Genomic DNA, 25,430 nt, shown 5'->3' with positions numbered 1-25,430 from the left:
AAATTTAAATAAAATGGAAGAATATATATTAATAACAGGAGCTTCATCCGGAATAGGTTACCATATGGCGATTCAGCTTGCAGAGAAAGATAAGAACCTGATTTTGGTTGCAAGAAGCGAAGAAAAACTGAAAAAATTACAGGAAGAATTAATCAAATCATACAAGGTTTCTGTGCATTATATTGTTAAAGATTTGTCAAAAGTTGAAAATGCAATTGCACTTTATAACGAGGTTCAAGAGAAAAATCTATTGGTAACTGGGTTGGTCAACAATGCAGGTGTAGGGACTTACGGCGAATTCACAAAAACTTCTTTGGAAGAAGAACTGAAAATGATTGATTTGAATATTTCCAGTCTTGTGGCGCTCAACAAATTATTCGTCAAGGATATGGTCACAAGAAAATCAGGCAGAATAATGAATATTTCTTCGCTGATGGCATTTTTACCGTTTCCATATTACTCGGTGTATTCCGCAACGAAAACTTTCGTTTTAGCCTTTACTGAAACACTAGCTTCCGAGCTTGAAGGAACGGGAGTTGTGGTCACAGCTCTGTGTCCGGGACCAATTGATACCGGATTTTACAATGAAGAAATGCTGAAGGCGAATATGGTAAAAACCAATAAACCCGTGCATCCAGAAGTTGTTGCAGAAGCAGGAGTAAAGCTTCTTTTAAATGGCAAAGGAAAGAAGGTTGTCGGTTTTATGAACTGGTTTCTTTCCAATGTTCCGAGAGTGACACCAGATTTTCTGATGATGAAAGTTAAAAAGAATCTTTCGAGTCAGCGAAAATAATTTGAATTTACAATTGCCTAATTTTTAATAAAAATAAAAAACCACTTGCGAAAAGTCTTGCAAGTGGTTTCTCTTTAAATAATTATTTTTCTAAAAATAAGGTCTTGCTAATTGTTTGAGCTATTATTGTTTTAAAATTAAAATTTCTCATAAAAAATGATAAAAAATACAACCAATCAGTAATTTGTATCCTTTTTTACAGTGAAATGTTCCCCCAAATTATTCTACGTGATTTTACCTTTGTAGATTAGCCATAAAATTGAACAAATCAATGCTTTTTATGATTTAGCTTATTGGCTTTCTTACGATTAAAAATTTAAAATCTAACTTTATAGTATGAAATTATTCAAAGACTTTAAAGACTATAATGACTATTTGGGTGTCGCAAAACCATTGGATAATGATATTGACATTGGTTATTATGAGCCCGCAAATATGCGTTTGAAGTCGGAGTCTGTAATGGTTGATTTTTACAGAATTTCTTTCAAAATAAATTTTAAAGATAAAACTAAACCAGATGCAAAGCCAATAACTGCGGTGTTTTTCAATAGTCCTGAGATGGTTGGAGGTTGGGATATTGAACCTACATTTTCAGGGATGTATTTGCAGTTATCAAAAAAAATAATCGAAGAAAACAGATTTTTATTTAAAAATTATTTGGATTATGGGTTACACGAAGCCCTGTTTTTAACCGAAAGCGAATTAAAAGAGGTCAGCACTTTATTTGGTTTAATGATAAAATATTATAATTCTGAAAAACAAAATTTCGGGGTTTTATTGTCTTATGTAAATGTTTTAATCTCTTTGGTAGAAGCATTTTACAAACGACAATTTTCTTCCGATCCAAAACAATACAATCGAGTTGTAACCGATTTTCAACAGAATTTGAAAAATTATTACAATGAACCAGTAAGCCAAACGCCCAATGTTCAATTCTTTGCTGAAAAAGTTGGATTGACACCGAATTATTTTGGTGACATCATTAAACATTTTACTCAAAAATCGGCTATCGAAAATATTCACGAATTTGTAATCGCAAAAGCAAAAGAATTGCTTGAAAAAAGAACAGATTTAAACAATACCGAAATTGCCTATGAACTCGGTTTTGAATATCCAAATTACTTTGCTAAGTTTTTTAAAAAGCAAGTCAATCTTACTCCAAAAGAATATCGATTGCAAACAATCAGTAAAAATTAAAACAATGAAAACGTCTCCAAAAGAGGCGTTTTTTCGTTATCAGTTATTTGTTTCATTTTAGATATTAATTGAACCCATCATAAAAAAAATGGTTAAGTGAGATTTCCCACTATGCAACTTAAAACCCAATATTCGTCAAAAGACAAATCTTCTCTCTGTAAAAATGTATCACAACTTCCCACTTTTGTATAACTAGCGAGGGCGACATCAATAGTAGTTTTGCATCATTAAATAATTGTAAAAATTAAAACAATGAGCAAAACAATATTAATTACAGGGGCATCATCGGGTTTTGGGTTGATGCTTGCCAACGATCTTCACAAAAAAGGTTTCAATGTAATAGGCACAAGCCGTGAACCACAAAAATACCAAGGTAAATTTCCTTTCAAATTATTGCAGTTGGATATTGATGACGACAAGTCTATCTTATCATTTACTTCCGAATTATTTAGCCAAATAAAAACCTTAGATGTATTGGTAAACAATGCTGGGTTTATGGTTACAGGCATTGCCGAAGAAACACCTTTGGACGTAGCAAGAAATCAGTTTGAAACCAATTTTTGGGGAACAGTAAAAGTGACCAACGCCATTTTACCACATTTCCGTAAACAAAAATTTGGGCAAATCATTACCGTTAGTTCTATCGTTGGCTTAATTGGTCCACCAAATTTATCTTTCTATTCTGCCTCAAAACACGCTGTTGAAGGCTATTTCAAAGCTTTGCGATTAGAACTTAATCAATTCAATATTAAGGTAAGTGTGGTAGAACCGCTTTGGTTTAAAACAAATTTAGGACATAATGCAGTGGCTTCCAACGGAAAGAATATTGCCGATTATGACGCTTACAGAAAAAAAGTAATTGCTTTAACACAAGCAGGATTAGACAACGCTCAAACCCCTGAACCTGTGGTAAATATCATTACTAAACTAATAGAAACGAAAGAACCGAAATTCAGCAATCCTGTTGGTAAGCAGTCGGGTATGATAAATTTTCTACAAAAATTTGCACCCAAAATGTTGGAAGGCAATATGCTGAAAATGGTTGCAAAATCTTAATAAAATACTTTAACAACAATTTAAAATTTAAAAAAAATGAATATTACAAACAAAACAGTTCTTATTACAGGCGGTGGCTCAGGTATAGGTTTTGCAATTGCAGAAAATCTAATTGCAAAAGGAAATAAAGTTATTATCGTTGGCAGAACGGAAAGCAAATTAAAAGCAGCAGCCGAATCATTGCCTGGCGTAGCTGCTATCCGTTGTGATGTCAGTAACGAAAGCGATGTACAACATTTAGTTAATAGAGTTACTACCGAATTTCCTGAATTAAGTGTACTTATCAACAACGCAGGGTTAATAGCTGACCCGAAAAACGTTGCTGCGACTGACTTTGAAAAAGCTACCGAAGAATTTGCTACGAATTATTTCTCGGTGATTAGGCTTATCGGAAAGTTATTACCACAGTTAAAATCACAGCAAGAAACCGCCATTGTAAATGTATCTTCTCTCACTGCTTATTCGCCACACCATTTTATAGCTACTTATTCTGATAGCAAGGCAGCCATCCGTTCTTACACGCTTTCGCTTCGTTATACTTTAGCAAAAGATACGGCAATAAAGGTTTTTGAATTATTGCCCCCAATGGTAAACACAGACTTAACAAAAGGTTATGGTGGCGAAAGCGGACTGGCTCCAAGCAAGGTAGCACAAGACTTGATAACCGCAATGGAAAATGACGAATATGAAATTCAGGTTGGAGAAACAGCAGAATTTAGAAAATTCTATTTATCATCCCCAACAGAAGCTTTTGCAATGATGAACGATTCTCATTAATTCAATTTAAAAATATTAATAATAAAATGAAAAGTATAAAATTAGCAGCTATCCTATTGATAGCAACCGTATTCAGCATAAACAGCTACGCTCAAACAAAAGCAAAAAGTACCATAAGTGTAGAAAAAGTGTCGCCGGAAATCAGAAAAATACATTTTTCAAATGCGCCCATCAATGTAATTGTGCCTGAAACACTGACCGATTTGAATGAGGTAATTAAAACGTTGAGTAAAGATTCAGCAGTAAAAGTGGTCATTTTTCAAAGCGATGTAAAAGGCTATTTCTTCAACCATTTCGACCTTACACAAATGGCAGGTTTTGCAGGTTCAGTAACTACTGAAGGTAAACCAATGTTTGTAGATTTATTGACAAATATTACCAATGCACCGTTTATTACCATTGCCAATATCAAAGGTCGCACACAAGGCGGTGGCGATGAATTGAGCTTGGCTTTTGACTTACGTTATGCAAGCAAAGAATTAGCAGTGTTCGAGCAACCAGAAGTTGGCGTTGGTCTTTTTCCAGGTGGCGGCGGAACTAATTTGCTGCCAAGATTAATAGGCAGAGACAGAGCATTTGAAGTATTTGCAAGTGGCAATGATTACGATGCAACCATTGCAGAAAAATTTGGATTGGTTACCAGAACATTACCCAACGCTGAATTAGATGCTTTTGTAGATAATTTGGCTAATCGCTTAGCTACGTTTGATAAAACAGCTTTGGTTACGGTAAAACAACAACTTAATTTGGTTGCAGCACCTACCGAGGCTGAACGTTTAGCATCTTATTCCGAATTTCTGAAATCATTATCGTGGGCAGGTTTGCAAACAAGAGTACCCGTTTTTGGAGCGATGTATGGTGAAATTGGCGTGGAAAAATTAGAGCAAAATATGGGCTTCTACGTTGGTGAAGGAAACAAACGTATTCAAGAAAGCAAAAAAAATCAGAAGAAATAATTCAATCAAAACCAAATAGCGGTGTGAAAAATATAACACCGCTATTTTAAAAATAAAAAATAATGGAGAATTTAGAAAGAATAATTACCCACGCTGAACTTACCATAAATCCAGAATTTATAGACGAAGTTTTGATAAAAGCTAAAACCACAAGAGATGAAATTTCGTTGGAAGAAGGCACAGAAATCTTCAAATTAACAAGAAAAAAAGACGAACCAAATACTCTTGTTATTTTTGCAGTTTACAAATCCAAAGAATTGTACGATTGGCATTTGGAACAGGTGTATGTAAAAACATTTTTTAGTTTTTTGACGAATAAACTGCTTGAAGCACCTATTGCTAATCAGCTTGAAGAAATTTAATATATCAAACAGAAGAAAGCCATTTTTATTTTTAATAAATTTGAAACAATATTGAGATGAAACATTTTAAAACAATTACTGAACTCTATACCTTCAACGGTTTTCCACCACCCGAAAATCCATTATTGGGTTTGGTCACTTTTGAAGATATTAGAGGTTGCAAGTTTGTAGAAACAGAATTTACATTAGGTTTTTATAAAATTGCTTTAAAGAAAGTAAAATCGGGAAATGTGATGTACGGTAGAACAAAATACGACCACGAAAATGGTTCGATGTTTTTTTTGAAGCCCAATCAAATCATCCAAATGAATGATATAGAGCTGACCGAGAAAGGCTTTATGATTTATATTCACGAAGATTTTTTAATAAACCATTCGCTGCATTCAAGTATTCAAAAATATGGTTTCTTCGACTATGAAACCAATGAGGCTTTGCATTTATCTCCCAGTGAAGAAGAAACACTTTGGGAATTATTCAACAAAATAAAAGGCGAATATTACAATAATCAGGATGAATTCAGCAAAGATATTATTCTAACACATATCGACTCTATTTTAAAATATTCGCAAAGATTTTACAAGCGACAATTTCTAAACAGAAATGTATTGTCAGGTACAACTGTTTCAAAATTTACAGAAGTTTTAAAATTATATTTTGAAAATGGAAGTTTTCAAAAAAACGGCTTACCAACCGTAAAATATATGGCTGAAAGATTAAACTTATCGTCAAGATATTTAAGCGACCTATTGAAACAAGAAACAGGGAAAACTGCATTAGAACATATTCACATAGCATTAGTTATGGAAGCAAAAAACATTTTGATGAGTACAGACAAAACTGTCGCTGAAACTGCTTATGAATTAGGTTTTGAAAACCCACCTTATTTTTCGAGACTTTTTAAAAAAGAAGTAGGACTTACGCCAACAGAATACCGAGAACAGTTTTTGAATTAGTGAAGTTTTGCCGTCCAAAAAGGTTACTTGTAAAAAAGAATAATGCTGAGTTTGTGAAATAAAATTTGCAATTAAAACGTCCCGAAATTTCGGGGCGTTTTTCGTAATCAGTAATTTGTTTCTTTTTTAATAGTAATCTGTTTCCTTAGTCCGTTTCGCCTGTTTCTAACTTTGCATTGTAATTAAAAATCAGTGTAAAAATGAAAAACGATACAAGCCAAAACGAAGGTGGAAATTCCAGAAGAAAATTCATACAACAAACTTCCCTCGCAGGATTGGGGTTAATGTTTGCACCTGCATTTTTATCTGCGTCAAATCATCCGATTATTTCTAACAAAAAAACTACAGAATTTAATGATATGAAAACAAGAAAACTAGGAACTCTGGAAGTTTCAGAAATAGGACTTGGCTGTATGAATATGGTGGGAAATTATAATCCGCCAGCAAACCATCAACAGTCCATCAAAACCATTCGTACTGCATTTGAAAATGGTGTGCGATTTTTTGATACCGCCGAAGTTTACGGTCCTTACACAGATGAAACACTTGTAGGAGAAGCGTTACAGCCGTTTCGTGATCAAGTGAAAATTGCTACAAAATTTGGTTTTGCTATCGATGGAACCATCGGTTTGGATAGCCGACCTGAACGAATAAAAAAAGTGGTTGAACAATCGCTTAAGCGCCTGAAAACCGATTATATCGATTTATATTATCAGCATCGTGTTGACCCTAATGTACCCATTGAAGAAGTTGCAGGAGCAATCAAAGAACTTATTCAACAAGGTAAGGTTTTGCATTTTGGACTTTCAGAAGCAAGTGCGACAACCATTAAAAGAGCACACGCTGTGCAACCTGTTTCTGCTGTACAATCAGAATATTCTTTGTGGACACGCAACGTGGAATTAAATGGCGTTTTAAAAACTTGTGAAGAATTGGGTATTGGTTTTGTGCCTTGGTCGCCTGTTGGTGCCGGATTTTTAACAGGCAAATATGATACAAAAACTAAGTTCGATAAAGACACGGATTTTCGTGCAGGCTTTCCTCGTTTTTCAAAAGAATTTATGCCCTTGAATATGCCAATCATCGAATGGCTGAAAGATTATGCTGTAAAAAAGAATGCTACGCCAGCTCAAATAGCCTTGGCTTGGTTACTTGCAAAAAGCCCGAATATTGTGCCCATTCCTGGTACGAGAACAGAAGAACATTTATTGGAAAATTTGGGTGCATCAAAAGTTTTATTAACACCAAAAGATGTTCAGGATATAGAAACTTGTTTGTCGAAATTCCCCGTTTATGGTGACAGAATGGGCATTGCACATATGAGCTCGATTGATTATACCATTTAATTTTAAAGAAATAATATAAATAATGAAAAAAGTACTCTTAATTAATACGCATTTAACTTATCCTAATTGGAGCGAAGGCACACTAAATGACTCATTCCACCAAAAAGCAAAAGATTTTTTCTTAACGAAAGGTTTTGAAGTTTTAGAAACTAAAGTGGAAGATGGTTACGATGCCGATGAAGAAGTAGAAAAACATTTGGAGGCAGATATTATCATTTTGCAAACTCCTGTAAATTGGTTCGGTGCACCTTGGATTTATAAAAAATATGTAGATGAAATTTTTAGCAGTGCAGGTAACAGCAAAAAATTTCTTGAAGGTGATGGGCGAACAAGAACAGACCCATCAAGACAGTATGGAACTGGCGGGTATTTACAAGGCAAAAAATTTATGGTTTCTGCAACTTGGAATGCACCAAAAAATAGTTTTGATGACCCAAATCAAGTTTTATTTGAAGGACGAAGCACTGCTGATTTCTTTATTCCTATTACAAGCAATTACCGTTTTTGTGGTGTAGAAATACTAGCAGATTATAATTGTTTCGATATTTTCAAAGATGGCGATATTGCTAAAGATTTAGAGAATTATCCTATATATTTAGAAAATTTTTTCGGAGTATAAGTATGAAAAAATAAGCCTTTATTACATCAAAAAAACTCATCAAGTTAAAATTTGATGAGGTTTTTTGGTGAAATTCCTATTTTTTTAAATCGTTCAACCTAAATTGAAAAATCTGCCGTGTTCTTGACTTCTGCATAAAAGAAACTCAATCCTGCTAAAAATGCAGTTTGCACGTCGGTTGCTTTTACTTGTTTCCCATTTACTTCCAAATCTCTTGTTGCAGTTGCATCGGCAATTACGGTACATTCGAAGTTCGAATCTTTTGCCGCTCGTACTGTTGCATCGATACACATTTGCGTCATCATTCCTACAAATACCAATTCGGTAACGTTTTGAGATTTCAAATATTCTAAAAGCTCGGTTTCTCTGAAGCTGTTTGGATAGTATTTTTCAATTACTTTTTCGCCAGATAGAGGTTTTACATTTTCGTGAATTTCTTGTCCTTTTGTTTCGGGCAAGAAAAAGAAGGAACCTGGTGCAACAGAAAGATGTTGAATGTGAACAACTGGTAATTTTTCATTTCTGAATTTTGATAAAACCTTTTTTGCATTTTCACTAGCTTCTAAAGAACCCACCAATTCCATAGCTCCGTTTTCAAAATAATCATTTTGAATATCGATAATTATTAATGCTTTGCTCATAAATTTTTGTTTTAAATTATAGGGCAAAATTAGTTCTCAATCAAATTTGATTTGCTACCAAATGATTACGAATAACTACCATTTTGATAATCGGAAATAAATTCGCTTGTTGTAAATCCTGTTTGGGTTTTGAAAAAACGCATCAAATGATTGGATTCAGAAAAATGCAATTCGTGTGCAATTTCGGCAACGGTAAGCTCAGAATAAATGAGATAATTTTTAATTTCAAAAAGCAAACGTTGCTTCAATAAATAGCTTGCTGTAACATTAAATTGAGTTTTAATGGCCTTGTTTAGCGATATTCTACTGATATTTAACAAAGATGTATAGTCTTCAATTCGTTGTTTTTCTTTGATGTATTTTTCTAACAGTTTTTTAAACTGAAAAGCATTATTACTGTCAGATTTTTCTAAAGATAAGTTATTTATTTGTGCATATTGGCGGTTTAATTTTTGTAACAAGTAATAAATTAAAGAACGAATAATATGAACACTGTCGGGTTTTCTAGCAATTAATTCTATTTTAATTTCTGTGAGTAATTCGCAATATTTTTCAATATTTTCTTTGCTTTCAATAAAATCCAAAGGGCAATCTAATTGATAAAAATAGAGTAGTCGATACGTGAATAATTTATCTGCAAAAAAATCATTCAGAAAATCTTCCTGAAAAGCAAGCACCGTGAATTCTAAATCGTTTGGTTCCAAATTCCATTGTCGTTTTTGAAATGGGGAAATAAAGACGATAGAATTTTCTGAAATATCGATTTGTTTTTCATTTAATATTAAAATTCCTTTTCCTTTTTTAAAAACAATAATTTCAAAGAAATCGGTACTGTAAACTCCAGAATTTTGATAGTTTCCTTTCGCTTCTTCTGATGGCAAAACATTCAAAAGAAAATCTACACCACATTCGGTTTTGTGAAATTTTAATATCTTCATTTAAACATCATTAAACTAAATTCTCCAATCCAAATTGTGCTAATTGGTCTGCAATTGGTAGGGTTTTCAGTCCCAAATCTGTCAAGCTGTATTCTACTTTTGGCGGAATCTCGGGATATATTTTTTTATTGACTAATTTATTCTCTACAAGCATATTTAATTCTTGTATCAACATTTTTTCGCTAATTCCAACCACAGCTCTTTTCAATTCTCCATATCTAATAATATTTTCATTGATTTGAAACAGAATCATTAACGTCCATTTTCCGCTTAATAAAGATAAAGATGCTCTTACAGGACATTTTTCATCACAAGCTGTAAAATTTTTTAAGTTTTTTTTCATTGATTTTCAATAATTCTAACCATTAGGTAAGTACCAAACTATTAGGTAGGTACTTGTACAAAAGTAGGTGTATTATTATTTTTGTGCAAATAATTTTAAATAAATATAGAATATGTCACAAACAGAAAAAAACAAACAAATAGCGATAACAGCTTATCAAAGAATTTTTGGTGATTTAGATATTACTGGTGTAGATGAATTTATGAGTAAAGATTTCATACAGCACAATCCTTCAACACCTGACGGACAAGAAGGTGTGAAGTCATTAGTTCAAATGTTGATTTCTCAAGGTGTTGCAGCTCAAAAAATAGAATTTAAACACATTTGTGTTGAAGACGATATTGTTTTCCTTCATTCTCGCTATGAAATGGCAGGAAAAGAATGGAGGTTTATTGACATCTACCGCTTAGAAAATGACAAATTAGTTGAACATTGGGATGCAATGATGTCAATGCCTGACCAAAGAGCGAATAATAATTCAATGTTCTAAAAAAACACAATCAATAATATATATAAACAGAGAAAAAATGAGGATTTTAGTATTCGGAGCTACAGGCTCACAACAATTTAATATTATCGCTGAAGGTGTAAAAAAAGGAGCAGAAGTAATTGCTGCCACAAGTTCAAAAAATAGCTTTGAAAAATTAAAGCAAGCTGGAGCAACACCCATTTTGGCCAATTTAAGTGATCCGGATAGGATGCTTGAAATTACGAAAGGTATTGATGCAATTGCTTTTATGATCCCAGTTTCTTTGCCAAATCCTTTTGATGGTTTACAATATGCCAAAAATGTAATTGATGCAGCTAAAACTAATGGTGTAAAAAAACTTATTTGGAATACAAGTGGTTGGCTAGAATCACAAAAAATTGGCTCGCCAATGGATGATGTGAAATTGGATGTTAAAGAATATTTGATTAATAGCGGAATAGATTATGTGATTATTGAACCAACAATTTATATGGAAAATATGATGGGACCATTTTGTGCACCGTTTATTACCAATGAACAAAAATTAGCTTATCCTATACCAGAAGCGATGCAAATTGGCTGGATTGCTTCTAGAGATGTAAGTGCATTTGTTGTAGAGGCAATTTACAATTCAGCTTTAAAAGCAGAATCTTTCAAAATTAGTGGTTTAGAAAATTTGAAAGGAAATGATTTGGCAGAACAGTTTTCTAGAGGTGTAGAAGAAAAAATTGTTTATTATCCACAACAACCAAAGGAGTTTGGCGATATATTAAAACCAATGGTTGGAGAAGCTGGCGCAGAAAGTGTTGCATTATATTATGAAAGTCTTCAAAAAGCAACGGAATATCCATCAAAATTTAATCCTAAAATGGATGAGATCTTAGAGAAACTTCCTGTGAAAATGACTTCGCTAGAGCAATGGGCAAAAGAGAATAAAAATTATTTTATAAAAAGTTAAACTTAAGTCAATGTTATTGCTTGGGGTGAGTTTTTATCATAATGTGGGCGGTTTTTTAGCCTTTTAGTAAAAATTCAATTCATTGGTACTTTAATGCAAAATAATACTAGCACATCATAAATGTGCTAGTATTATTCAATGATAAGTTACTTTATTCTGAACGGTTGAAACTACTCTTCAATCTGAAAAAAACCTGTAGCTACTTTCATAAAAGCCTGAAGTTTTTTAGGGATAGCAAGCTCATCAGCTTTTGACATACTCAATACTTCGTTTGCTCTTTCTCCGTTTGCAACAATTTCCACCCAATCTGGGTTGATAATGAGTGCGTGTCCCACAGCAACCAAAGACAATCCCAATTCAATAGCAGCAACAGCATCTTCCGCCTGCTTGATGCCTCCCGCAGCGATTACCGGAATTCTTTGATCAACGTGAGAAAGTATTAGTTTTAAAATAGTGTCGTTACCATTTTGATCTTCTAAAGGCTTTTGATTTAATAAATCAGATAGAGAGACGTGGAGATAATCAATTCCTGCATCGATCAATTTGTCAATCAATGGAAAAGTATCTTTTACCCTGTAACTTTCAGGTTCTTCGGGAGATATTCTAAAACCAATTAAGAATGGTCTGTCTGCATATTTTTTGATAACGTCCTGAACTTCCTTAATCACTTCCAAGGCAAAATTCATACGTTTTTCTTCTGATCCACCCCAATGGTCATTTCTTTGGTTGTAATATGGCGAAAAGAAATTCTGCAACAGAAATCCGTGAGCTCCGTGCAGCTCTACACCGTCGAATCCTGCTTTAATAGCTCTGTATGTCGTATCTCCGAAGGCTTTTATAATTTCTAAAATCTCAGAATGTGTCAGTTCACGAGAAACCACGCCTCCAGCTGAAAATGCAGATGGCGCTGTTGCCACGTTACCTGCGCTTACAGGAATACCGTCGGGAATGAGATCCAGAACCGCTTTGTTTCCTGCGTGATAAATCTGCAATATTGCGGGAGCTCCGCCACGTTTTGCAGCCGTTGCTAGTTTTTCAAGACCTGGTAGAAATGCATCATCATAAGCCGCATATTCATTATTGAAGCCTATTCCATTTGCTGTAACCCTTGTGCATCCTGTTATTACCAAACCTACATCTGAACTGCGAGCTTCATAATGTTTAATTTCATCATCTGCCACGGTGTAATCATCATTGCTTGCCCACGTTGTCATTGGTGTCATTGCAATTCTGTTTTTGGTTTTCAGTCCATTTTTGAACTCGAAATTTTCGAATGTTTGTATTGTTTCTGTATTCATATTTGATTAATTGTAAATAAAATTTAATTAATGATTGTATAGTATTACTGAGGCAAAAGAGAATTTAAGCCTTGTTATTACTACTTCAAGAAGTTATAGGTGTTAGTTTAAATGGTTTTCCCTAAAAATGTTAGGTGGAGTACCAACCTCTTTTTTAAAAAGTCTCGCAAAGTAATTAGGGTTTTCAAATCCCAGCGTAAAAGAAATTTCGGAGATATTCATTTTTCCTTCTATAAGAAGATTTTTTGCTTCTTTTATCAAATGAATATGGATTAATTCGAGCGCTGTTTTACCTGTTTCCTGTTTAAGAAGGTCACTTAAATATCGTGAGGAAACATTAAATTTTTCAGCCATATACGAAACTGTCGGAAGACCGGACTGTTGGACTAGATTTTTATCGTAGTAATCGTTGAGCAATTGCTGAAACCTATTGGCAAATGTTCCAATTATCTCTAAACGATTGATGAACTGTCTTTTGTAAAAACGCTGAGAATAGGTCAATAAAGTTCCTAGATGAGCCAACAGAATACGTTTACTATAATTGTCCGTATTATTATGAATTTCCTGATGCATTATCCTTACGAGATTCCAAATTGTTTCTTCTTCCGCAGGCGAAAGATTGAGGGCTTCATTGATCTCGTACTCAAAATAACCATAACTTTTAATTTCCTTATTGACAGCAGTTCCTGAAAGAAAATCTTCATCAATTGTAATTAAAAAGCATTCATCTTCCAGCTTTACATTCTTAAAAGTAACTGTTTGATTAGGCTTAAAAAATACCATTTTACCTCTGCCATAGTCAAATTCCTTTTTACCATATGTAATTTCACCGGAAATAATTTTCTGAAATGAAATGATATAAAATCCCGCAGTAAAAACGATATCATCAATACCTTCATTTTTTTTATGTCCGAAGGAAATATTGAACAAAGGATGCTCAGGAACTTCTTCGCCAATATCTTTGCTAAAACTGCTGATGTCATTATAATGTTTCATAGTTTCTAAAACAATTATTAATTATTACTATGCAAATTTCAGTTATTTTTATAATAAGCGATGGATACAAAAGTAGCACATTATAGCACATTTTTACGCTGCTCAGATTTAAAAATTAACAGATGTTTACTGAAATAAAAAATTGAGATAACAAATTATTCCTACCTAGTTATTAACTTGTTTTACCAGATTTTAAAATTATTTATTCCGAAATTCCTTTGGTGTCTTCCCCACATATTTTCTGAACAGACGGTTAAAATAATTGGCTGTTTCGAATCCTAATTGACCGCTGATTTCAGCCACTGTTAAATCAGAATATTTGAGTAAATTTTGGGATTCCTGAATTACTCTTTTTAAGATATAAGATTTTGCAGTAGAACCCAGATATTCTTTCGTCATTCTGTTTAAATAATTGGCAGATATGAAAAGCTTATCGGCAAAGAACTGTACATCGTGAGATTGCAGATAATGTTCATTTACCAATTTTATAAATTCGTGAATGTGTCTGTTGGCTTGTTCAACTTTTATATTGTTATCAGTCGTTTTGACAGATATTACTTCTGCTCGTTCAAGCTGTGCCAAGATCAAGTAAACTAATGCCCGAAGAACGTGTTCACTGCTGTCAATACCTAATTTTATTTCAATATTGATCTGCTTAAGATATTCTACAACGTTTTTAAAAAGTTTTTTATTAAGCCGTATCAATGGAGAAGTACGACCAGGTCTTAAATACCTGAATTTATTTAAAAACTGTTTATCGTTGAAGAATGAGAGGAGAAATTCTTCCTCAAACAACAAAACATAGCCTTCCATTTGGGTCTGTTTTGGCCAACTCCAAATTTCTCCCGGAATGGAACAAATCACATCTCCTGCCTGAACACTCAATTCTGTTTGATTAATAAAAACGTTTTCACTTCCATTGGTTATGAATGTCATATCATAAAAAGTAAGCCTATGGGTGGGTTCTATTTCTATATATTTATTAATTTCAGAGATGGGTACAATATCAATCAGTAGAGTTTTTCCATATTTTTCATTGCTAAATTGATATTGAACGATTGATTTCATAATGTTAAATATAAGTAAATTTTGAAAATGACTATTTAATTGATGAATGCTAATAACGAATCAGAACGCAAATTCTCTTTACTTAAAATTGTTGCACCAATAGTGACATTATTGGTACGGTTTGTCTATTTCTTGCCATTTCAATTGCCTGTACTTTTGTCAACAGATAATGAAGCAACGGGCTTTATTAAGTTTAAATTATTTAAATAAAAATTATGAAATATTTTATCGAAATGTTTTCGCCTACCCAAGCTTGGATGGATTTGAACAAAGAAAAAAGAGCAAATTACCTGAACCACGTCAATGAAGTTTCTAAGGAAATGATGGAGAACGGTGTATCTATTATCGCTATGCAAGAAAACGATGAAGACACGATACATCGTGCCGGTTATAATTTCTTTGTCATCTGGACCATTGAAACAGATGAATTAGCTGATGCCGTTCAAAAGCTGATGGTGAACGAAGGCTGGTTTACCTATTTTGACCAACTGAATTTGAAAGGCGAACCGACTGATATTTTTGAAAAACTAATCAATCTTTAATTGAAATAGGCTGTTAGCTGATGTATTTCAAACCAAAGATACTAAGCTACGTTCAACTATTAACCGAAAATGTTTTTTGGATACAACACGCTGTGATTTGAACACTTTTTTAAACATAAATCGCTATAAATTTGTTATCAATAAAAGTACAATATTATGAGTAACATCAAAGAAGTAAAATTAGGAAGTCAGGGACTTGTGGTTCCTGCAATTGGTTTGGGTTGTATGGGTATGACAACGGGATTCGGGTCTGATATATACGGTAAAGCTGATGAAAAAGAAGCAATTGCTACCATTCATCGTTCATTAGAGTTGGGCGGTAATTTTTTGGATACCGCAGATATCTATGGTCCTTTTCTCAACGAACAGCTCATTGCGAAAGCTATTCAGGGAAACAGAGAGAAATATATCATTGCCACTAAAATGGGTTTTGAAATTGGTGATAATGGACAAGCTACTGGCGGATTTAATGGCAGTAAAAATTATGTAAAAAAAGCGGTAGAACGTTCCTTAAAAAATCTGGGTACCGATTATATTGATATGTATTACCTTCATCGATTAGACACCAATACACCCATTGAAGAGACCGTAGAAGCAATGGGCGAATTGGTAAAAGAAGGAAAAGTAAAATATATCGGACTTTCGGAAGTTGGTTCTGAAACCATCAGAAAAGCACACAGCGTTTACCCACTTACCGCAGTGCAATCAGAATACTCATTGTTTGAAAGACAAATTGAAGAATTGGGTATTTTGGCTACATTGGAAGAATTGGGTATTGGATTAATTGCTTATTCGCCTGTAGGAAGAGGATTTTTAAATGGCAGCATACAAAAGCCGGAAGATTTTAACGAAAATGATTGGAGAAAATCGTTACCAAAATATCAAGGTGAGCAATTTTTCAAGAATGTGGAATTGGTGAATGAAATTAAAAAAGTAGCAGACGAAAAAAACATTTCTTCTGCGCAATTGGCTATTGCTTGGGTTGTTGCCAAAGGACATACCCCAATTCCGGGTACAAAACGGGTAAAATATGTTGAAGAGAATCTAGCAGCAGCCAACTTTTCGTTAACGAAAGAAGATTTAGACCGATTGGAAAGCATTATTCCGTTAGGAACAGTTACAGGAGCGAGGTATGACGAAGCGTCAATGAAAGGAGTAAATTTATAACATTCTGATCGCCGGCAGTTTTTTGCTGGCGATTTCTTTACTTTACATTATGAAAAATCAACATCTATTCAATTCCGTCTCAGAATACCACACTGCGATGAACCTAAAAAAGCCCACCAATCCTTTGATAAGTGTGGTAAGATTGGAAGATGTGTGCCCTGAATTTGGTGTAGAAATGACGGAAATTGTATTTAATTTTTACACTATTTTTTTGAAAAGAGATTTTGATGGAAAAGTTAAATACGGTCAAAAATATTACGATTTCGACGATGGCACAATGTCTTTTTTTGCACCAAAACAAAAAGTCAGTTTAGAAGGTACGCCACCATCCAATGTAAATGGCTGGATGCTAGTTATTCATCCCGATTTTCTTCACGGATATCCGCTGGCAAAAAAAATAAAAGACTACGGTTTTTTTGATTATGCCACCCACGAAGCCCTTCATCTTTCGGAAGCAGAAGACGATATTATTGGCGGTTTGATGGAAAGCCTGCAACGGGAAATTACAGACAAAATTGACAACCATTCTCAGGATGTCTTAGTGGGATATATCGACCTTTTGCTTAGTTACTGCAACCGGTTTTATACGCGTCAGTTTATTACCCGAAAAAAAGTATCCAATGATTTGCTCGTAAAATTCGAAACTATTTTAAAAGAATATTATAGTGAAGAAAAGGCTGTAACAGCAGGACTACCAACAGTTCATTATTTTGCGGATCAGCTTTTTGTATCTACTAATTATTTGAATGATATGCTCAAAAACCTTACAGGGCAAACTACACAGCAACATATTCAAAACCAACTTCTGGAAAAAGCGAAAGAATTTTTATCTACAACCGAATTATCCATAAGCGAAATCGCCTATCAATTGGGATTTGAATATCCGCAATCGTTCAGCAAACTATTCAAGAATAAAACACAGCTTACGCCACTGAAATTCAGGCAGTCGTATAATTAAATGATTCTCTATCCGCTGAGTTATGGAAATAATCAGATATAAAATTACAATGATGAACAGCTTAAAAGATAAAAGGAAGAAGTACTATTGATGCTTCTTCCTTTTATTTTCTTTGAACTAAAGAGTTGACATATCAATCACAAAACGATAGCGTACATCGCCACGTTCCATTCTTTCAAATGCTTCATTCACGTTTTTAATGTCGATCAGTTCGATGTCTGAAACAATATTGTTTTCGGCACAAAAATCGAGCATTTCTTGCACCTCTTTTAAACCTCCAACGCCAGAACCGGTCATCGTTTTGTTTCCCACAACCAGTGAAAATGATGAAACTTCCCAAGGTTTCGGCGGAAGACCAACATTGATATAAACGCCATCTGTTCTCAATAAACCTAAGTAGGGATTAATGTCGTGATCTTGTGCTACCGTGTCTAAAATAAAATCAAAAGTATGAAACGCCGACTTCATTTGTTCTTCATCTTTAGATAATAAAAAATGATCCGTACCTAATTCTTTGGCAGCTTCTTCCTTAGACGGCGATGTGCTGATAACGGTTACTTCAGCACCCAATGCTTTACCAAATTTAACGGCCATATGTCCAAGACCGCCCAAGCCTACAACTGCAAGCTTATGACCTTTACCTACTTTCCATTTTTTAAGAGGAGAGTAGGTGGTTATTCCGGCACATAATAATGGAGCAACTGCGGCAAGATCAAGTTTTTCTGAAATATGGAAAGCAAAATCCGCATCAACTACAATTTTGTCGGAATAACCTCCGTATGTTGGATTTCCTTTTTTGTCTAAATTGTTATACGTCTGAACCCCATCTATGCAAAACTGTTCGTGTCCGCTTTTGCATTCCTCACATTCCCTGCAAGAATCAATTCCGGTTCCAACGCCAGCCAAATCGCCAACCTTAAATTTTGTGACCAGATTACCTGTACTAAGAACCCTGCCAACAATTTCGTGTCCTGGAACCAACGGAAAAATACTTTCTCCCCAATGATTGGTGATGCAATGCAGGTCTGAATGGCAAACTCCACAGTACAAAATTTCTATTAATACGTCTTTTTCGCGAACCTCTTGTCTTTCAAAATTCCAGGGCGTAAGTTTTTCATTGGCATTTTGTGCCGCGTATCCTTTTGTTTGTACCATTATGTTTAGATTTTAAAAAAGTAAATTTAAATAAATAGGCTGTTCTAAAATTATCCAAATCACTGGATTTTGTGTCCAAAAAAGGAATATTGAATTAGCAGACGTTTATTGATATGCGTAATTTTCCACTATTTAAGTTGATCATAGTTACCATTTGTGGAGGATTTGTTGTTAATCTTTATGTGGCGTGAAATTAAGATTTGCCTTTCTGGCTTGAGTTGCTTGTAGTTTTCTGACTATGTGATAGCTTTTGCCATTCTTTATAAAATGAGCACCTGTCTGTTTAAAAATAAAAGTGACATTATTTTTAATGCAAGCTTGCCGAATGCCTTCTACCCATTCAAAGTTGCAGGGTCGTGCTGTATCACCGGATTCTCCGCCAACAATAACTTGATCTATCCAACCTTCGGCAAGGAACTCCATAAGATCAATAGGCCCTAATAATGGTTCGCAAATAATTGATTTTTTTTTAATGAGCACATTTCTGAATAGAGGCAAACGTATGTCTGCCTGTTTTTGATTTTCTACTGAACAAATCAAAGAAATATTCTCATAGCCAGATCCCCAATCCTCAGGTAAACACTTCTCGATTCGATCAATCCTTTTGGTGGCAATGGAAAAAGTCAGATCCTGCCTTATTCTCATCATCGCCCAGGCATTATCTCTCCATTCGTCGGCATTTTCTATAAAAAAATCTGATGAAAAGCAAGTCCACAGATGTTCCCCTGAAGGCACCTTAAAACTTCCGTCTCTCTTTTTCTTAATCGGCAGGTCATAGCTTTTTGTTTTATAAATATTTCTGCTGTCTATCCCGTAAAGTGCATCTCTACGAAAGACATAACAGTTTTTACAGCCTTGACTGATTTTTACACAGCCGTGCCAAAGGTTCCAGATAACTGACATTAATTTTTTTCTAATTCTGCCTGTTCCTTTTTGGAAAGACCCTCAACTACCAATTGATATGAATCTGCAATAAGGGACTTCAGTATCTTATCAGACACATCGCCATTAAATCCAACGTTTATCCAGTATTTTGGACTTAGATTGAATGGTTTTTCAATCGAATTATACTCTTCTTTTAAACTCGCTATCTTATCCGCAGCACATTTTATCGTACAACTATCGAACTTATCCAAATCGAAAAAACAGAACATCTTCTCTTTAACATACATCACAAGTATTGACCTAGAATTATGAAAAAAACCTTCAAAAGGCATTCCTTCGTGAGCGCCTTTAAAAGACAGGCAATAATCTCTAAATTCTTCTACATTCATTACGCTGATAGGTTTACAGGTTAAATATAAGCTTTCTTTTTGCTTACTTTAAAAGTTACAAATTATAAGTTTCTCTGATTTTTTGACTCCATTCTTTTATTTTCGTACCTATAATATTTTTGTTGAGCGATATAGATATGCATTGTTTCTTGGTCCCATCTTTTAAAAAAAATCCTAATCAGTAAAAAAAATCTTACAAAAAGGGGGGGGCAGAAAAATGGTTTGCACACTACATCCATATTACGGATGTAGTGTGCAAAGTTGTGAAGTATAAAGAACGTATTTTAAACCATTTCTTTAAAAACGCTGAAATCTTTATCTATTGGCCGTATCACTGACCAAGTGGAGTGGATGGCATACCATTCTCCATCCTCCTCTTTCTGAAATACTTCAATGCAATTATATTCCATATCGATTAGGTTTGTTTTGGCGAAAAGCTGATAGGTCAATACTCCCATATCTTTTCCAAGTTGAACTCTAGGATCACGAACCTCATAGCTCTCTGCATTTAAATTTCCTTCAACCTTATTGAACAGTGATGCCATGTCTTCAAATTTATCTACACGTTCTGTCACCACAGCATCAAAATAGGTAAAGCTGCGTTTTGACCAAATTTGAGCATAGCCTGACACATCACCTTTAAACCACTTTTCAAGTGCAGATTCCTCCAAACCAAGGATGTGCTCTGCTATTTGTTTTTCTTCGTCATTTTTGTAATGCCAAACTTTGCTTGTTTCTTTTTTCATAATGATCTATATTTTATTTTGGCAAAAATAGGTCGCTTGTATACACCCATCAGTAAAATTTCACGGAGAAAAATGACACTTTTGCGGACAAATTTTTATTTAATCACTATTTTTACAGAGCTATTATAAGAAGAAACAAATGAGATCAATACCGCAGTTTAATTTTTATCGAAATAAGTATGGTATCAATCTATCAATTGACGTTGTAGCGATACAGGATTTCAAAAAGTTTATAGATCAAAAGCCGACCCATCGCCTATCTTATTTTGATTTAACTTTTATTGTCTCCGGCAATGAAGAATTGGTTATTAACGATTCAAAACTGTCTGTCAAAAGGGGAGATATTGTATGTGCCATTCCAGGGCAGGTGTGGAGCTGGCAGGAAAATACCAAACTTGAGGGTTATGCATTGGTCTTTGAAGAGAATTTTCTTCTTTCCTTTTTTAAGGATAGATTTTTTCTTAGAAATCTCAGTTATCTACAGATACACCGCACATCACCGGTTGTAACGGCCAATGAAAATGACTTTGAGATGTTGCTACAATATCTGGACACCATAAAATCGGAAATTTTAAAAAAGAATGACTGTAACAAAGATATTTTGAGAGCTTTACTCTATCTGGTCTTAAGTCTCTTGGGAAATTGTGATTCGAAGATCTTAGAAAAGGCTGAACATAAAAAAGGCATTATCACAGACCGTTATATGGAATCATTCACAAGTCTGGTTGAAGCTAATTTTATGCACCAGCGTGAGCTTAAGTTTTATGCAGATAAACTGTTTATTACCACCAATTATCTGAATAAAATAACAAAAGAGGTCTTAGGATCAACAGCTAAAAAGTATATATCAGATAAGGTAATTCAAGAATCTAAGAATTTGCTTCATTATACAAGTTTATCTATTTTAGAGATCAGTAGTAAACTCAATTATGAAACGTCATCCTATTTTATTCGTATGTTTCGCAAACACACTGGTATGACGCCCAAGGAATACCGAAACAGTGAAGCTAAATAAATAATAATACCATTAAAAGTCCCGAAAAGTGACGCTTTAATCCCTGTTTATGTATATTTATTGACTATCATTTATTATAATTTTGAGATCGATGAAAATACCACATTACTAACCTGTAAAAATTTACTGTTATGAACATTGAAGAATTTAGAGACTATTGTTTGTCATTTAAAGGATCTGAGGAAAAAATGCCTTTTGCGAAAACAACATCAGACTATGATAAAGATATTATGACCTTTAGCGTAATGGGTAAATGGTTTTGTTTTGTTAATATCGAGAAGTTTGATTTTTGTGATCTGAAATGTGATCCGGAGGAATCTGAACATCTTCAAGATGAATACGAAGGAATCACACCAGGCTATCATATGAATAAAAAACATTGGATAAGCGTTCATTTCAAAAAAGATGTTCCGAAGAAAACAATTGAATCCTTAGTAAAAAAATCCTATGATCTCATCATTGCGGGATTGACCAAAAAGGAGCGGGAAGAGTTCGAAAAGAATCTATGACATAAAGACTTTGATATTTTCTATTACTATATCCTTGACCATTTTTTTAACCCATAGTATGTTTTACGCTCAGGTGGGCTTTTGAAGCAAATAACAAATTGTTCTTAACCCACCAAACGCAAAATATTTGTAATCTAATTTCCTTTTTAAGAACCGTAAACCTGTTCTAAAAATTCCTTCGCAGTCGTAGGTTTTCTGCCCAAAAGGTTTTCTAAATCTGTTGTTTCAGCTACAAATTCACCTTGTTTAATAGCTTCCGCAAAACCTGAAAACATTGCTATATATTCTGCTGGAACACCAGCCTGTGTCAGTGCTTCTACATAAACCTCCTGCGATGGACTTACATAGTTTATTTCCTTATCTGTTATTTCAGTCAGGTCTTGGGCAAGCTCCTGTACCGTTACATTTTCTGTGTTACTTAAAGAATATTCTGTGTTATCGTGACCTTCGCTTGTCAGCACATTCGCAATAGCTTCTGCCATATCATTGCGCAAAGCAAATGCACCTCCTTTATCACCAGCAGGCAAAAATATTCCGGTTGTTAAGACTTGTTCGCCAAAAAACATAGGTAAGGCATCCAGATAAAGATTGTTTTTGAAAATGGTGTAAGTCAATCCACTTTCTTTAATCAGTTTCTCTGTTTCGATATGTGATTTTCCGAGAAATGCAATTGGTGAAGTTTCAGTATCGTTTTTGCGCTCAAAACTGGTGTAGAAAATATGTTTTACGCCTGCGTCCTTCGCTGCATTTACAACATTTTCGTGTTGGTTTCCACGTTGTACAACGTCTGTTCCTGAAACCAATAATACTTTTTCAACTCCGTTAAATGCTGCTATTAACGATTCATAATTGCTGTAATCACCAATTCTGAGCGTAATTCCTTTATTTTTTAAATCTGCTGCTTTCTCTTCGTCTCTTACCAATGCAACGATATTGGCTGAAGAATAGCCTTTATTTAATAAATAATTAATTGTTGATGCTCCTAAATTTCCAGTTGCTCCTGTTACTAAAATCATATTTTCTATATTTTTTAATTAATATGATGCAAAGATATAGTACATTTGCTTCTTAAAGTATAGTAGTATACTAAAGTATATTAATAAACTTTGTTAATGAATAGAAATAATGGAAAGTATCAAAGACTTTAAGGTCTGCCCGGTTCAATATGTGACGTCAATTAACGACACGATGAATGTCATTAGCGGAAAGTGGAAATTACCAATTATAGGTTCCCTCTATTTTGGTAAAAAACGGTTTACCGAAATACAGCGTAATATCTCGAAGATAACACCAAGAATGTTGAGTAAAGAACTGAAAGAATTGGAATTGAATGGAATGATTGTTCGAAAAGTGTATGACTCATTTCCTGTGACAATAGAATATGAGTTATCCGAGTCAGGAATATTAATTACTGATGTTTTGGATAAAATGATTGAATGGGGAATTGAACACCGAAAAGCAGTCGTGTCAAAATAGACTTTAGTTTGTTTAAGATTAGAGCTGATTTGTTCGGATATTTCACAATGAAATGTTTTGGCAAATCAAATATAATAAATCTGGGTAGGTTTAAATAAATATTTTGATTTAATGAATGTTACCAAGGTAAAATCTCTCCTGACTGAGAAAAAGTTCCCGTTGGTTCATTTTCATCAATCAAAGCCAATGCTACACCCATTTTTGAGCCTACTTCTGACGTGAACGGTGTTTGATCAGAACCGATGGAGGTCTGCACCCATCCCGGATTTGCCGTATTTACTTTTACATTGGTTTGACTCAATGCATTGACCAGAAAAACGGTAAATCGGTTCAATGCTGTCTTTGAAGTACTGTAAGCATAAGGTTTTAAGGCATACAACCAATGGGATTCATTCAGATGTACTCCAAAAGAAGCGGATTACCGATATTAACGATTCATCCGGCATCGCTTTTTTTTGATTGCCGACAGTAAAGCCTGGGTCAACTCAACAATACCGAAGTAATTGATGCAAAATGTATCACGAAGAGTTTGCTTTGGAATCGTTTCTGTGTTGTTTCCAAACCAAGTACTGTCTAAAAATACGGCAGCATTATTGATCAGAATGTCCAGTACACCATGTTCGGCTTCAACGTATTCTTTTACATTTTCTATGTCTGCGGAATTGCTGATGTCCAGTTTGATGTAGGTAACAGATTAGTATAAGGTACAAGAGTGTTGATATGGTTGCTACACTGCGGTGGTCCAATTCACTTATGATCATTGGCATATATTAGCTGGGATTGGTGTTTAATATAACTTATAAAACCTTTTTACAATTTCCTTATCCATTTTTTCATTGACCTAATGAGTAATAATCTTATTCAGATCTTCAATCTTAAAACTATGCTCCTGAAAAGCCAGAAGTAAGTTTAGGCCAGGAAGCGATTAAGATTTTTTTATTATATCTGTTATGTTTTCAGGCTTTCCTGTACTGAGCCGGTGTCATGTCGGTCATTTTTTTAAAATAAGTACCAAAGAATGATGCTGTTGTAAAATTCAGTTCATCTGCGATCTGGGCAATAGTCAAGTCCGAGCTTCTCAGCATTCCCTTTGCACCCATCAATACCATTTCATTAATCCATTCCCCGGCGGTTTTTCCCGTAATATTCTTGATGATCTTGGAAAAGTACTTCGGTGTGAGGTACAATTTATCAGCATAAAATTGAACATGGCGCTGCGTTTTGTAGTACTGATGGAGCAAGGTCATAAACTCACGGGACACTGCTTCATGACGTGATCGGTTCTGGGCATTCTTTTCAACATCCATCTCGGAATAAAATTGTAGAACCTGATAGATTACTGCACCAAGTAGGTTCTTTACAATTTCCATATGATATATTGCAGGAGTTTCATATTGTTCAACAATCATTTTGTGAAAGGCTAACAGACTTGAAAAACGTTTGTCCCCAATCAGGAAACAAGCTGGTTTTTCAGCTTTATGGGCAATTTCCGACAATTCCTTCCAGACAGGAACATCGGAAATCAAATCAAAGGAAAACAATAACAGCTCTATCTGCAGGTCATCGCTTTGCTCCAGAATCTGTATAACGGAGTTGGGGGTATATACACCAACCATATCTTTGGTTACATCATATTCAACAAGGTTAATTTTTATTCTTCCGGTGCCGCGCGTACAAAACGTGAAGCCAATACCATCCACCATATGCGGATAAAGAAGGTCAAAGGAATAGTCTCTGACCGTATGCGGTTTTTTCGACACAACCAAGTCGAATGTTTCAGCAATAATGTCGGTCTGTTTAGTCATTTTTTCTATTGAT

Annotated in this window: 29 protein-coding genes and 1 pseudogene; 17 read left to right on the top strand and 13 right to left on the bottom strand. The window is 34.4% G+C overall.

Annotated elements, in window-relative coordinates; genetic code table 11:
- Positions 1 to 13: 13 nt before the first annotated feature.
- The 9 genes from LO744_RS12185 to LO744_RS12145 all read left to right on the top strand — a co-directional run bounded on the left by LO744_RS12185 (position 14) and on the right by LO744_RS12145 (position 8,059).
- Entirely contained in the window at positions 14 to 793 is a 780-nt protein-coding gene (locus LO744_RS12185) for an SDR family NAD(P)-dependent oxidoreductase (RefSeq protein WP_230669622.1), read from the top strand.
- A gap of 336 nt (positions 794 to 1,129) precedes the next feature.
- Positions 1,130 to 1,990 (top strand): helix-turn-helix domain-containing protein, encoded by an 861-nt coding sequence (locus LO744_RS12180; protein ID WP_230669621.1) that lies wholly within the window; start codon positions 1,130 to 1,132, stop codon positions 1,988 to 1,990.
- A 252-nt stretch (positions 1,991 to 2,242) separates the two neighbouring features.
- On the top strand, positions 2,243 to 3,046 hold the full coding sequence (locus LO744_RS12175; RefSeq protein ID WP_230669620.1) for an SDR family NAD(P)-dependent oxidoreductase: 804 nt from the start codon (positions 2,243 to 2,245) through the stop codon (positions 3,044 to 3,046).
- Between the two features lie 36 nt (positions 3,047 to 3,082).
- Positions 3,083 to 3,823, top strand: coding sequence for an SDR family oxidoreductase (locus LO744_RS12170; protein ID WP_230669619.1), 741 nt, complete (start codon positions 3,083 to 3,085; stop codon positions 3,821 to 3,823).
- 26 nt (positions 3,824 to 3,849) lie between these two features.
- The gene (locus LO744_RS12165; protein WP_230669618.1) at positions 3,850 to 4,779 is read left to right on the top strand and encodes an enoyl-CoA hydratase/isomerase family protein; all 930 of its coding nucleotides are present in this window, start codon (positions 3,850 to 3,852) and stop codon (positions 4,777 to 4,779) included.
- A gap of 62 nt (positions 4,780 to 4,841) precedes the next feature.
- Positions 4,842 to 5,141 carry a putative quinol monooxygenase gene (locus LO744_RS12160; RefSeq protein ID WP_230669617.1) on the top strand — a complete coding sequence of 100 codons (300 nt, stop codon included), beginning with the start codon at positions 4,842 to 4,844 and terminating at the stop codon, positions 5,139 to 5,141.
- A 56-nt stretch (positions 5,142 to 5,197) separates the two neighbouring features.
- Positions 5,198 to 6,094 (top strand): helix-turn-helix domain-containing protein, encoded by an 897-nt coding sequence (locus LO744_RS12155; protein WP_230669616.1) that lies wholly within the window; start codon positions 5,198 to 5,200, stop codon positions 6,092 to 6,094.
- A gap of 200 nt (positions 6,095 to 6,294) precedes the next feature.
- Entirely contained in the window at positions 6,295 to 7,440 is a 1,146-nt protein-coding gene (locus LO744_RS12150; RefSeq protein ID WP_317207254.1) for an aldo/keto reductase, read from the top strand.
- Positions 7,441 to 7,462: 22 nt separating this feature from the next.
- Complete coding sequence (locus LO744_RS12145) at positions 7,463 to 8,059, top strand: NAD(P)H-dependent oxidoreductase (protein WP_230669615.1); 597 nt, start codon at positions 7,463 to 7,465, stop codon at positions 8,057 to 8,059.
- A gap of 98 nt (positions 8,060 to 8,157) precedes the next feature.
- Here the strand turns inward: LO744_RS12145 and LO744_RS12140 are convergent, their stop codons facing one another.
- The 3 genes from LO744_RS12140 to LO744_RS12130 all read right to left on the bottom strand — a co-directional run bounded on the left by LO744_RS12140 (position 8,158) and on the right by LO744_RS12130 (position 9,981).
- Positions 8,158 to 8,700 carry a cysteine hydrolase family protein gene (locus LO744_RS12140; protein ID WP_230669614.1) on the bottom strand — a complete coding sequence of 181 codons (543 nt, stop codon included), beginning with the start codon at positions 8,698 to 8,700 and terminating at the stop codon, positions 8,158 to 8,160.
- A gap of 65 nt (positions 8,701 to 8,765) precedes the next feature.
- Positions 8,766 to 9,638 (bottom strand): AraC family transcriptional regulator, encoded by an 873-nt coding sequence (locus LO744_RS12135; RefSeq protein ID WP_230669613.1) that lies wholly within the window; start codon positions 9,636 to 9,638, stop codon positions 8,766 to 8,768.
- Positions 9,639 to 9,648: 10 nt separating this feature from the next.
- A complete protein-coding gene (locus LO744_RS12130; protein ID WP_230669612.1) occupies positions 9,649 to 9,981 on the bottom strand; it encodes a winged helix-turn-helix transcriptional regulator in 333 nt (110 codons plus the stop codon).
- A gap of 112 nt (positions 9,982 to 10,093) precedes the next feature.
- On the opposite strand from LO744_RS12130, the gene LO744_RS12125 reads away from it, so the two are divergent.
- Both LO744_RS12125 and LO744_RS12120 read left to right on the top strand, forming a co-directional pair.
- Positions 10,094 to 10,471: a nuclear transport factor 2 family protein gene (locus tag LO744_RS12125; RefSeq protein WP_230669610.1), complete on the top strand. Its 378-nt coding sequence runs from the start codon at positions 10,094 to 10,096 to the stop codon at positions 10,469 to 10,471.
- A 37-nt stretch (positions 10,472 to 10,508) separates the two neighbouring features.
- Positions 10,509 to 11,408 carry an SDR family oxidoreductase gene (locus tag LO744_RS12120; RefSeq protein ID WP_230669608.1) on the top strand — a complete coding sequence of 300 codons (900 nt, stop codon included), beginning with the start codon at positions 10,509 to 10,511 and terminating at the stop codon, positions 11,406 to 11,408.
- A 170-nt stretch (positions 11,409 to 11,578) separates the two neighbouring features.
- Here LO744_RS12120 and LO744_RS12115 read toward each other — a convergent pair whose 3' ends face one another.
- From LO744_RS12115 to LO744_RS12105, 3 genes are all read right to left on the bottom strand, one after another.
- Positions 11,579 to 12,706, bottom strand: a complete 1,128-nt coding sequence (locus LO744_RS12115; protein WP_230669607.1) for an NADH-dependent flavin oxidoreductase — start codon at positions 12,704 to 12,706, stop codon at positions 11,579 to 11,581.
- A 102-nt stretch (positions 12,707 to 12,808) separates the two neighbouring features.
- Positions 12,809 to 13,702, bottom strand: coding sequence for a helix-turn-helix domain-containing protein (locus LO744_RS12110; RefSeq protein WP_230669605.1), 894 nt, complete (start codon positions 13,700 to 13,702; stop codon positions 12,809 to 12,811).
- A gap of 198 nt (positions 13,703 to 13,900) precedes the next feature.
- Positions 13,901 to 14,770 (bottom strand): helix-turn-helix domain-containing protein, encoded by an 870-nt coding sequence (locus LO744_RS12105; protein ID WP_230669603.1) that lies wholly within the window; start codon positions 14,768 to 14,770, stop codon positions 13,901 to 13,903.
- A gap of 215 nt (positions 14,771 to 14,985) precedes the next feature.
- Here LO744_RS12105 and LO744_RS12100 point away from each other — a divergent pair, with 215 nt between their 5' ends.
- The 3 genes from LO744_RS12100 to LO744_RS12090 all read left to right on the top strand — a co-directional run bounded on the left by LO744_RS12100 (position 14,986) and on the right by LO744_RS12090 (position 17,437).
- Entirely contained in the window at positions 14,986 to 15,312 is a 327-nt protein-coding gene (locus LO744_RS12100) for a DUF6616 family protein (protein WP_230669601.1), read from the top strand.
- Between the two features lie 156 nt (positions 15,313 to 15,468).
- The gene (locus tag LO744_RS12095) at positions 15,469 to 16,479 is read left to right on the top strand and encodes an aldo/keto reductase (protein WP_230669600.1); all 1,011 of its coding nucleotides are present in this window, start codon (positions 15,469 to 15,471) and stop codon (positions 16,477 to 16,479) included.
- Between the two features lie 49 nt (positions 16,480 to 16,528).
- The gene (locus tag LO744_RS12090; RefSeq protein WP_230669599.1) at positions 16,529 to 17,437 is read left to right on the top strand and encodes a helix-turn-helix domain-containing protein; all 909 of its coding nucleotides are present in this window, start codon (positions 16,529 to 16,531) and stop codon (positions 17,435 to 17,437) included.
- Between the two features lie 117 nt (positions 17,438 to 17,554).
- Here LO744_RS12090 and LO744_RS12085 read toward each other — a convergent pair whose 3' ends face one another.
- The 4 genes from LO744_RS12085 to LO744_RS12070 all read right to left on the bottom strand — a co-directional run bounded on the left by LO744_RS12085 (position 17,555) and on the right by LO744_RS12070 (position 20,612).
- On the bottom strand, positions 17,555 to 18,592 hold the full coding sequence (locus LO744_RS12085; protein ID WP_230669597.1) for an NAD(P)-dependent alcohol dehydrogenase: 1,038 nt from the start codon (positions 18,590 to 18,592) through the stop codon (positions 17,555 to 17,557).
- Between the two features lie 171 nt (positions 18,593 to 18,763).
- Entirely contained in the window at positions 18,764 to 19,495 is a 732-nt protein-coding gene (locus LO744_RS12080; RefSeq protein WP_230669595.1) for a DUF5131 family protein, read from the bottom strand.
- On the bottom strand, positions 19,495 to 19,866 hold the full coding sequence (locus LO744_RS12075; protein WP_230669593.1) for an MmcQ/YjbR family DNA-binding protein: 372 nt from the start codon (positions 19,864 to 19,866) through the stop codon (positions 19,495 to 19,497). Before LO744_RS12075 ends, LO744_RS12080 begins: the two co-directional genes overlap by 1 nt.
- Positions 19,867 to 20,150: 284 nt before the next feature.
- Positions 20,151 to 20,612, bottom strand: a complete 462-nt coding sequence (locus tag LO744_RS12070; protein WP_230669592.1) for a DUF4440 domain-containing protein — start codon at positions 20,610 to 20,612, stop codon at positions 20,151 to 20,153.
- Between the two features lie 139 nt (positions 20,613 to 20,751).
- On the opposite strand from LO744_RS12070, the gene LO744_RS12065 reads away from it, so the two are divergent.
- Together LO744_RS12065 and LO744_RS12060 are read left to right on the top strand one after the other, a co-directional pair.
- Positions 20,752 to 21,627 (top strand): helix-turn-helix domain-containing protein, encoded by an 876-nt coding sequence (locus LO744_RS12065; protein WP_230669591.1) that lies wholly within the window; start codon positions 20,752 to 20,754, stop codon positions 21,625 to 21,627.
- Positions 21,628 to 21,758: 131 nt separating this feature from the next.
- Entirely contained in the window at positions 21,759 to 22,136 is a 378-nt protein-coding gene (locus LO744_RS12060) for an MmcQ/YjbR family DNA-binding protein (protein WP_230669590.1), read from the top strand.
- 146 nt (positions 22,137 to 22,282) lie between these two features.
- Here the strand turns inward: LO744_RS12060 and LO744_RS12055 are convergent, their stop codons facing one another.
- The gene (locus tag LO744_RS12055) at positions 22,283 to 23,152 is read right to left on the bottom strand and encodes an SDR family oxidoreductase (RefSeq protein ID WP_230669588.1); all 870 of its coding nucleotides are present in this window, start codon (positions 23,150 to 23,152) and stop codon (positions 22,283 to 22,285) included.
- A gap of 109 nt (positions 23,153 to 23,261) precedes the next feature.
- Between LO744_RS12055 and LO744_RS12050 the strand changes: the two genes are divergently transcribed.
- Entirely contained in the window at positions 23,262 to 23,612 is a 351-nt protein-coding gene (locus LO744_RS12050) for a winged helix-turn-helix transcriptional regulator (RefSeq protein ID WP_230669587.1), read from the top strand.
- Between the two features lie 118 nt (positions 23,613 to 23,730).
- Here the strand turns inward: LO744_RS12050 and LO744_RS12045 are convergent.
- Positions 23,731 to 24,264 (bottom strand): annotated as a pseudogene (locus LO744_RS12045) (SDR family NAD(P)-dependent oxidoreductase).
- 304 nt (positions 24,265 to 24,568) lie between these two features.
- Complete coding sequence (locus LO744_RS12040; protein WP_230669585.1) at positions 24,569 to 25,417, bottom strand: helix-turn-helix domain-containing protein; 849 nt, start codon at positions 25,415 to 25,417, stop codon at positions 24,569 to 24,571.
- Positions 25,418 to 25,430: the final 13 nt, after the last annotated feature.

Origin of the sequence: Chryseobacterium turcicum, assembly GCF_021010565.1 — a bacterium.
In the GTDB taxonomy this organism is placed as follows: Bacteria; Bacteroidota; Bacteroidia; order Flavobacteriales; family Weeksellaceae; genus Chryseobacterium; species Chryseobacterium turcicum.
Note: the sequence above shows the minus strand (reverse complement) of the source record. Positions and strands in the feature narration are given on the sequence as shown.

Bases quoted from the DNA above. Each gene is read 5' to 3' on its own strand.
- LO744_RS12130 (WP_230669612.1), bottom strand. From the start codon at position 9,981: ATGAAAAAAAACTTAAAAAATTTTACAGCTTGTGATGAAAAATGTCCT.
- LO744_RS12170 (WP_230669619.1), top strand. From the start codon at position 3,083: ATGAATATTACAAACAAAACAGTTCTTATTACAGGCGGTGGCTCAGGT.
- LO744_RS12040 (WP_230669585.1), bottom strand. From the start codon at position 25,417: ATGACTAAACAGACCGACATTATTGCTGAAACATTCGACTTGGTTGTG.
- LO744_RS12090 (WP_230669599.1), top strand. From the start codon at position 16,529: ATGAAAAATCAACATCTATTCAATTCCGTCTCAGAATACCACACTGCG.
- LO744_RS12105 (WP_230669603.1), bottom strand. From the start codon at position 14,770: ATGAAATCAATCGTTCAATATCAATTTAGCAATGAAAAATATGGAAAA.
- LO744_RS12135 (WP_230669613.1), bottom strand. From the start codon at position 9,638: ATGAAGATATTAAAATTTCACAAAACCGAATGTGGTGTAGATTTTCTT.
- LO744_RS12095 (WP_230669600.1), top strand. From the start codon at position 15,469: ATGAGTAACATCAAAGAAGTAAAATTAGGAAGTCAGGGACTTGTGGTT.
- LO744_RS12175 (WP_230669620.1), top strand. From the start codon at position 2,243: ATGAGCAAAACAATATTAATTACAGGGGCATCATCGGGTTTTGGGTTG.
- LO744_RS12180 (WP_230669621.1), top strand. From the start codon at position 1,130: ATGAAATTATTCAAAGACTTTAAAGACTATAATGACTATTTGGGTGTC.
- LO744_RS12120 (WP_230669608.1), top strand. From the start codon at position 10,509: ATGAGGATTTTAGTATTCGGAGCTACAGGCTCACAACAATTTAATATT.
- LO744_RS12160 (WP_230669617.1), top strand. From the start codon at position 4,842: ATGGAGAATTTAGAAAGAATAATTACCCACGCTGAACTTACCATAAAT.
- LO744_RS12115 (WP_230669607.1), bottom strand. From the start codon at position 12,706: ATGAATACAGAAACAATACAAACATTCGAAAATTTCGAGTTCAAAAAT.
- LO744_RS12050 (WP_230669587.1), top strand. From the start codon at position 23,262: ATGGAAAGTATCAAAGACTTTAAGGTCTGCCCGGTTCAATATGTGACG.
- LO744_RS12055 (WP_230669588.1), bottom strand. From the start codon at position 23,152: ATGATTTTAGTAACAGGAGCAACTGGAAATTTAGGAGCATCAACAATT.
- LO744_RS12110 (WP_230669605.1), bottom strand. From the start codon at position 13,702: ATGAAACATTATAATGACATCAGCAGTTTTAGCAAAGATATTGGCGAA.
- LO744_RS12185 (WP_230669622.1), top strand. From the start codon at position 14: ATGGAAGAATATATATTAATAACAGGAGCTTCATCCGGAATAGGTTAC.
- LO744_RS12080 (WP_230669595.1), bottom strand. From the start codon at position 19,495: ATGTCAGTTATCTGGAACCTTTGGCACGGCTGTGTAAAAATCAGTCAA.
- LO744_RS12140 (WP_230669614.1), bottom strand. From the start codon at position 8,700: ATGAGCAAAGCATTAATAATTATCGATATTCAAAATGATTATTTTGAA.
- LO744_RS12155 (WP_230669616.1), top strand. From the start codon at position 5,198: ATGAAACATTTTAAAACAATTACTGAACTCTATACCTTCAACGGTTTT.
- LO744_RS12085 (WP_230669597.1), bottom strand. From the start codon at position 18,592: ATGGTACAAACAAAAGGATACGCGGCACAAAATGCCAATGAAAAACTT.
- LO744_RS12065 (WP_230669591.1), top strand. From the start codon at position 20,752: ATGAGATCAATACCGCAGTTTAATTTTTATCGAAATAAGTATGGTATC.
- LO744_RS12075 (WP_230669593.1), bottom strand. From the start codon at position 19,866: ATGAATGTAGAAGAATTTAGAGATTATTGCCTGTCTTTTAAAGGCGCT.
- LO744_RS12165 (WP_230669618.1), top strand. From the start codon at position 3,850: ATGAAAAGTATAAAATTAGCAGCTATCCTATTGATAGCAACCGTATTC.
- LO744_RS12100 (WP_230669601.1), top strand. From the start codon at position 14,986: ATGAAATATTTTATCGAAATGTTTTCGCCTACCCAAGCTTGGATGGAT.
- LO744_RS12125 (WP_230669610.1), top strand. From the start codon at position 10,094: ATGTCACAAACAGAAAAAAACAAACAAATAGCGATAACAGCTTATCAA.
- LO744_RS12150 (WP_317207254.1), top strand. From the start codon at position 6,295: ATGAAAAACGATACAAGCCAAAACGAAGGTGGAAATTCCAGAAGAAAA.
- LO744_RS12070 (WP_230669592.1), bottom strand. From the start codon at position 20,612: ATGAAAAAAGAAACAAGCAAAGTTTGGCATTACAAAAATGACGAAGAA.
- LO744_RS12145 (WP_230669615.1), top strand. From the start codon at position 7,463: ATGAAAAAAGTACTCTTAATTAATACGCATTTAACTTATCCTAATTGG.
- LO744_RS12060 (WP_230669590.1), top strand. From the start codon at position 21,759: ATGAACATTGAAGAATTTAGAGACTATTGTTTGTCATTTAAAGGATCT.